We start from the raw sequence: 7,610 nt of genomic DNA on the forward strand, positions 1-7,610 counted from the left end.
GGTTTAAGTACGTAAGGTGGCTCCATCGGGTGTTCACGCCGAATGTCCAGGCGGTTCACGATCATGTGTTCGGTGACCGGAACCCCGGCTGCCTGCAACACCGCTTTCGCCTTCACCTTGTTCATTGCAAGGCCGGATGCCATGACACCGGAATGCGTATAGGGGATGTTAAGAAACTCTAAAATTCCCTGAACGCAACCATCCTCACCAAAGGGCCCATGCAACGCGTTGAAAACCACATCCGGCTGGAGTTTTTGCAAGACAGAGGAAATGTTTCGATCCACATCGATCCTTGAAACCTTGTAGCCGGCTTCCTCCAGGGCATTCGCGCAGCCTTTTCCGCTGGCCAGGCTGACCGGGCGTTCGTTGACCCAGCCACCCATGAGTACGGCAACGTGTTTCTTGGGCATTTACGCCGCCTCCCCTTCCTGTCCCAAAAACGGTTCCACAACGCCTGTCTCTCCAAACCGGCCCAAGCGCTTGATTTCCCACTCCAGCTTGATGCCGCTGTGATTCAGAACCCTGGCTCGGACTGTTTCTCCAAGCAGTTCGAGATCATGACCTGTGGCATTGCCTGTATTGATCATGAAATTGCAGTGCATTTCTGACATCTGAGCGCCGCCAATCGTCAATCCGCGACATCCAGCGGCATCAACCTCTTTCCAGGCAGATGTTTCTTGCGGGTTCTTGAAGGTCGAGCCTCCGGTTTTTTCACGGATAGGCTGCGCACGCTCCCTATGGGCCACCACATCAGCCATTTCCTGACGAATAGCGGTTTCGTCCTGAGGCGTGCCTTCAAAGACGGCTGAGGTGAAAATAAGATCTTTCGAGGCTGTGGAATGACGGTAGGCGTAGCCCATATCGGAATTGCTCAAAACATGACGATGCCCCTGCAAGTCGATCGCGGTTAGCTCAACCATTCGCTCGCGGGTCTCGGTACCGTGGGCCCCTGCATTCATGCGCAGCGCTCCACCAAGACCTCCGGGAATGCCGGTGTAGAAAGCAAATCCACCCAGTCCGGCCTTGGCCGCGGCTTCCGACAACCGTTTGTCCGGCACCGCAGCTCCCGCTCTCAGACGCCTGTTCCCGATATCCTCGATTGCGCCAAACCCTTTTGCGCTCAACCGGACCACAACACCTTCAAGCCCACCGTCCCGGATCAACAGGTTCGATCCGAGTCCGACCGGCAACACCGGAATACCTTGAGGCAACTTTTTCAGGAACACTGCAAGATCATCCTCGTCGGCGGGCTGAAAAAGCAGCTGCGCCGGACCACCGGTACGGAACCAGGTCACGGCCGAAAGCGGTTGATTGGGCGTCAGTTTGCCTCTGATGCCTTCGGAAAGTTGCGGGTGCTGCTCCAGAAGATCGGGAAACTGCATACCTGCCTCCCTCACAGCTCTTCGAGCTGTTTTGGAAGCGCATAGGCCCACTGCGTAATATTGCCCGCACCCAGACAAATCACGAAATCACCGGGGGCTGCCAATTCCTTGACAAGTGCCGGGAGTTCGTCCGGTCCTTCAACGGCATGCACTTGCCGATGACCACGGGTTCTAAGTCCCGAAACAAGATCGGTATGCCGGGCACCGTCAATCGGTTTCTCGCCGGCTTCATAAACCGGCGTGATCACAACTGCGTCGGCGTCATTGAAACAGTTGGAGAAATCATCGAACAGACTTTGCAGCCGGGTGTATCTATGAGGCTGCATCACTGCGATCACCTTGCCCGTTGTCGATTCCCGCGCCGCATGCAGCACCGCCCTGATCTCGACCGGGTGATGACCGTAATCGTCAAAAATCTGAATCCCATTGACCGTACCGGTATGGGTAAAGCGACGCTTCACACCACCGAAAGCCGAAATGCCCTTCTTGAGGTCTTCCGGTTCGACGCCAAGCTGAGAGGCAACAGCAATGGCAGCAGTGGCGTTTGACACGTTATGGAGACCCGGCATCGGCAATTCCAGATCCTTCAACTCGATGACTTCATCATTGCGGCGATCCCTGATCGCTACGGAAAAGACCGATTTTCCGCCATCCATGGTCACATCCGTATAGCGGACATCGGCCTGTGGATTGGTTCCGTATGTAATGACTTTGCGGTCTTCGATGGTGCCGATCATCGTCTGGACTTCCGGATGGTCCAGGCACATCACGGCAAATCCGTAGAAGGGAACATTTTCCACGAACTGGCGAAAGGCGGCCTTGACCCCGGCAAAGTCACCATAATGATCGAGATGTTCCGGATCGATGTTGGTGACAATGGCGACGTCGGCCGGAAGCTTGACGAATGTGCCATCGCTCTCGTCGGCCTCAACGACCATCCAGTTGCCTTTACCCATTCGCGCATTGGTGCCGTAGGCATTGATGATGCCGCCATTGATGACGGTCGGATCCAGATTGCCCGCATCCAGCAGCGCCGCGACCATGGATGTCGTCGTGGTTTTACCGTGGGTACCGCCAACGGCGATGGCCTGTTTGAAACGCATGAGTTCGGCCAGCATCTCTGCACGTCGCACGACCGGGATCAGCTTTTCCCGGGCGGCAACAAGTTCGGGATTGTCCTTTTTGATGGCCGAAGACACGACCAGGACTTCCGCTTCCCCCAGATTGTCAGGCGCATGCCCCACAGTGACCGGAATGCCATGAGACCGCAGGCGTTGGACATTGGCATTTTCCGCCATGTCGGATCCCTGGACCTGATAGCCGAGCGTCTTCAGCACTTCGGCTATGCCGCTCATGCCGATGCCCCCGATCCCGACAAAGTGGACCGGTCCGATATCGTGCGGCATTTTCATGACCGTTCTCCTTGTTTGTTTGCGACCTTTTCGACAAGGTCGGCGAGACGCTTGACCGCATCGGGCTTGGCAACGCTGCGCGCGTTTTCCGCAGCGTTTTCCAGCATCTCCGGTGCATTCATAAAACGGATGATTTCCTTGGCCAGTCGCTCTGAGTGCAGGTCCACCTGCCGGATTGGCCAGGCGCCGCGTGCCTTTTCCAGCACTTTGGCATTGGCCGCCTGATCCTGATCGATTGCGCCCGGAAGCGGCACCAGCAAAGATGGCCGACCCAGAACACTGAGTTCGCTTACAGAAGAAGCCCCCGAACGGCAGATGACCAGATGCGACTGCGCAATGCGTTGCGGCATGTCCTGAAAGAACGGCGCACATTCCGCATTGACCCCAAGCGCTTCATAGGCCTGCTGCACCCGCTCCATGTCTTCCGCGCGGCACTGCTGGACAATCCGTAACCGGGATCTGACCTCGTGAGGCAGCTGCTCGACAGCAGGCGGTAATAGATCGGAAAAGAAACGCGCCCCTTGCGAACCGCCAAATACGAGCAACTTGAATTCACCACCAGGTCTCGGCGCATCGTAGGCAAGTTCGGCAGCATCAAGAACAGCGTCGCGCACAGGGTTGCCGGTCTCGATCTGCTTTCCAGCCAGGTCTTCCGGCAGGTTTTCAATCGGAACACTGGTGGCGATCGCCGTCACTCCCTTGGCCAGCATCTTGTTGGCGCGCCCCATGACACCATTCGCTTCGTGCAGGATGGATGGCGTCCCCGTCATACGGGCGGCAAACATGGGGGGAAATGTCGGGTAACCGCCAAATCCGGCGACAACATCAGGCTTCAGGGTTTTAATCACAGACCTGGCCTGAAATGTTCCAAGAAGCAAATTGATGGCTGTCTTGGCCAGCAATATCGGATTTCGTCCCCGAATTGTCTCGGATGAGATGATGTGAACCTTGCGCGCCGGAAAGGCAGTGCCGTATTTGTCCGCCCGCTCGTCGGTCGCCAGTTCAACTGTCCAGCCCCGCCGAAGCAGCTCGCTGGCAAGGGCCTGCGCTGGAAACAAATGGCCACCTGTACCACCGGCCGTCAATAACACTGTTTTGCTCATGAGATCTGGCGTTCGGCCTTACATCAACGAAGAGGGTGAAAGCCGGCTGACGGTGACGACATCGCCGCGTGTCGGCTGCGGTCGCCTGCGGGTCAGAGCAAGAATGGCACCGGCGGTCATGGCTGACGAAAGAAGCGAAGATCCACCGTATGAAATAAACGGCAGGGTCATACCCTTGGACGGCATCAGGTTCAGGTTTACCGCAAGATTGATGGTTGCCTGCAAACCGAACAGCACCACAAGTCCTGCCGTCGCAAGGCGGCTGAAGGCATCCTGATCGCGGCTGGCGTGCCGCAATCCGCGCAGAACGATAAAGGCAAACACGGCAACAACCAGAAGACAGATCACTGCGCCGAATTCTTCTCCAACAACAGCAAAAATAAAGTCAGCGTGGCTATCAGGCAAAACCCGCTTTACCACTCCCTCTCCCGGCCCTCGACCAAACCAGCCCCCCGCCAGAAACGAATCCATAGCCGTATCCACCTGGAAAGTATCCCCGGAACTCGGATCCAAAAATCGGTCAACGCGACCCGTGACGTGTGGAAGAAATGCGTAGGCAGCGAATAGACCAACTATTCCGACCAGACCAAGGGTGACGATGATCAGCCATGAAATGCCGTTCAGGAAAAACAGACCGGCCCACACCAGGCCAAGCAACATGGTTTGTCCGAAGTCCGGCTGAGCGATCAAAAGCGCAGCACATACAGCAAACAGGATGAACGCAAAGAGAACTCCTGGAACCTCTCTTCGTCGCCCACTCTCTGAAAGCAAAAATGCGACCAGGACCACAAAAGCCGGCTTGAGAAATTCCGAAGCCTGAAGCGACACACCCGCAATGTAGATCCAACGGCGTGCTCCCTTGGTCTCGAAACCCATGAAAAGTGTTGCGATCAACAGGAAGATAGACACGCCGAATACGATAAGAGCCGCTCTGCGAACCATTCTTGGCGACATCAAGGAACCGGCAAGCATGATCGCCGCTGCGGGGATCAGATACATCGCCTGTCGTTTGACGAAGTAAAGAGAATCGACCCCGATCCGTTCTGCCACGGGAGGGCTCGCTGCAAACGCGAAAACCACCCCTGCCAGCAACAAAAGACCAAATGCGGCGAGCAGATAGTGATCCACGGTCCAAAGCCATTCGGCAAAGCGACTACGATCAGCGCGCGAGACCATTTATGCGACCTCCTGAGTGTTTCCGGCACCCGGCAAGGCACGCACCGCATCTACAAAAGCAGCGCCCCGCAGTTCAAAGTTGGGATATTGATCAAAGCTTGCGCAGGCAGGCGACAGGAGGATGGCAATTTCCTCCGCCCCATCCTCTGCGGCTTCTGCAGCAGCATCTATGACGGCTTGCGGCAGCGTTCCGCTGATCTTGTAGGCAACTCTGCCGTCCAGCGTCTTGGCGAAGTCTTCCGCCGCTTCACCGATAAGAAAGGTCTTTGCGATTTTCGGGAAGTACTCGTCGAGTGAGGAAATCCCGCCAGACTTTGCCCGCCCCCCCGCAATCCAGTAAATCCTGTCAAAGCTCGACAACGCCCGTGCCGCTGCATCAGCGTTTGTTGCCTTGGAATCGTTCACGAAAAGGACACGCCCCTGTTTCGCAACGATTTCCATACGGTGATGCAGACCGGGGAATGATTTCATCGCCCCGGCTATCTTGTCCGCCGGTATTCCCAGCGCCCGAAGCGCCGCAAAGGAGGCAGCGGCATTCTGGCCATTGTGATCACCACGCAGACTGTCGATCCCTCCGAGCAGCGCGACCTCGACCTGACTTCCGTCATGAGCCTCGATAAGTCGCCCGTGACGCACGTAAACTCCCTCGGTGAGTTCCCGTTCTCCGGCAATTCGGCAAATAGGTTTGCGGGCCATCTCAAGCCGGTCGGCAATGGCAGATGACATGCGATCGTCGACACCGACAACTGCGAACCGGGAGCCGGCCACCAGCCGCTCCTTGATCGCGGCATAGTTTTCCATGGTGCCATGCCGGTCGAGATGGTCCGGCGACAGGTTCATGTGAATGCCGATGGTCGCGTCCAGCGTAGGCGCCAGGTCAATCTGATAGGAGGAGCACTCGATCACGTAGTGACGCCCGGGGATCGGCGGTTCAAGTTCCAGAACCGGCGTGCCGATATTGCCACCAACCTGCACATCAAGTCCCAGAACCTTCAGAAGGTGCGCAGTCAATGCGGTTGTGGTGGACTTTCCATTCGTACCGGTAATCGCGATCAGCGGAGCTGCCGGACAGATTTTCCGATGTTCGCGGCAAAACAGTTCAACATCGCCAATGATCTCAACGCCCGCGTTTCGAGCAAGATCGACGGACCAGTGCGGCACGGGATGGGTCAGCGGCACGCCTGGCGCAAGCACCAGGGCAGAAATTCCCGACCAATCCAGGTCCCGAAGGTCTTGAACCTCCAATCCTTCGCTCGACGCCTGCTTGACCCGGTCGCTGTTGTCATCAAAACACACCACATCGGCACCGCCCTGTTTGAGAGCTTGAGCCGTAACAAGGCCGGAGCCACCAAGCCCGAAGAGAGCAACCTTGCTGTTTTCAAATGTGGTGATGGGGATCATTCGGCTTACCTCAGCTTCAGTGTGGCAAGGCCAAGAAGGGCAAGAACGACCGCAATGATCCAGAACCGGATCACCACCTGGCTTTCCGTCCAGCCCATGATTTCGAAATGGTGGTGGATCGGCGCCATCCGAAAGACCCGCTTTCCGGTGAGCTTGAAGGAAATCACCTGGACAATCACGGAAACCGCTTCCAGAACAAACAGACCGCCGATGATTGCCAGGACAATCTCATGTTTGGTGGCAACTGCGATCGCTCCGATCATGCCGCCAAGCGCAAGCGAACCGGTATCTCCCATAAAGATTGCCGCCGGTGGTGCATTGAACCAGAGAAACCCAAGACCGGCTCCGATCACGGCACCGCAGATAACCGCCAGTTCACCGGTTCCGGCGACATGATGGATTTGTAGGTAGCTGGCAAAAACCGCGTTACCTGAAAGATAAGCGATCAGACCAAAGGAAGCACAGGCGATCATCACAGGCACGATGGCCAGTCCGTCCAAACCGTCGGTCAGGTTCACCGCATTCCCTGCGCCAACCATGACAAACGCTGCAAAGGGGATAAAGATCAGACCGAGATTCAGCGTGAAGTCCTTGAGGAACGGAAAGGTGATGGCTTCTGAATATTCAGAGGTATCGAGAAAGGTAACGGCAAGCGCAGCGGCAGCTGCGATCAGGAATTCCAACCCGAGGCGCGCCTTTCCGCCGAACCCCTTGTGGGACGATTTCGAAACTTTCAGGTAGTCGTCATAAAATCCAATCATGCCGAAACCCAATGTCACACCAATCACCACCCAGACATAAGGGTTAGACAGATCAGACCACAGCAGCGCGGCAACGAGCGCTCCCGAGAGGATCATCAGCCCGCCCATGGTCGGAGTGCCCTTTTTGGTCAAGAGATGGCTTTCAGGTCCGTCTGCCCGGATCGGTTGACCATGCCCCTGGCGAATTCGAAGGCTTGCAATGATTTTCGGTCCAAAGAGAAACACAAAAAACAACGCTGTCATGATCGCGCCGCCCGTTCTGAACGTGATGTAACGAAACACGTTCAGTGCAGAGATCTGATCAGCAAATTGCCCCAGGAAATAAAACATCAGCTATCCCTTATGCCGCCGCAGTGTCATCCGCAGGCGGATATT

General features: G+C 56.4%; 6 protein-coding genes and 1 pseudogene. All 7 read right to left on the reverse strand.

Annotation, left to right across the window (positions count from 1 at the left end):
- A pseudogene (locus K5905_RS22475) lies at positions 1–410 on the reverse strand (D-alanine--D-alanine ligase); the annotation flags it as partial.
- The gene (murB, locus tag K5905_RS22480) at positions 411–1,382 is read right to left on the reverse strand and encodes a UDP-N-acetylmuramate dehydrogenase (protein WP_297587992.1); all 972 of its coding nucleotides are present in this window, start codon (positions 1,380–1,382) and stop codon (positions 411–413) included.
- Positions 1,383–1,393: 11 nt separating this feature from the next.
- The gene (gene murC / locus K5905_RS22485; RefSeq protein ID WP_297587995.1) at positions 1,394–2,794 is read right to left on the reverse strand and encodes a UDP-N-acetylmuramate--L-alanine ligase; all 1,401 of its coding nucleotides are present in this window, start codon (positions 2,792–2,794) and stop codon (positions 1,394–1,396) included.
- Positions 2,791–3,897, reverse strand: coding sequence for an undecaprenyldiphospho-muramoylpentapeptide beta-N-acetylglucosaminyltransferase (gene murG / locus K5905_RS22490; protein WP_297587997.1), 1,107 nt, complete (start codon positions 3,895–3,897; stop codon positions 2,791–2,793). Before murG ends, murC begins: the two co-directional genes overlap by 4 nt.
- 18 nt (positions 3,898–3,915) lie before the next feature.
- Positions 3,916–5,073, reverse strand: a complete 1,158-nt coding sequence (locus K5905_RS22495) for an FtsW/RodA/SpoVE family cell cycle protein (RefSeq protein ID WP_297587999.1) — start codon at positions 5,071–5,073, stop codon at positions 3,916–3,918.
- Positions 5,074–6,474, reverse strand: coding sequence for a UDP-N-acetylmuramoyl-L-alanine--D-glutamate ligase (gene murD, locus K5905_RS22500; RefSeq protein WP_297588001.1), 1,401 nt, complete (start codon positions 6,472–6,474; stop codon positions 5,074–5,076). It abuts the gene before it with no gap.
- Between the two features lie 5 nt (positions 6,475–6,479).
- Positions 6,480–7,565, reverse strand: a complete 1,086-nt coding sequence (gene mraY / locus K5905_RS22505) for a phospho-N-acetylmuramoyl-pentapeptide-transferase (RefSeq protein WP_297588004.1) — start codon at positions 7,563–7,565, stop codon at positions 6,480–6,482.
- Positions 7,566–7,610: the final 45 nt, after the last annotated feature.

The sequence above is a fragment of the Roseibium sp. genome, assembly GCF_025698965.1.
GTDB lineage: Bacteria > Pseudomonadota > Alphaproteobacteria > Rhizobiales > Stappiaceae > Roseibium.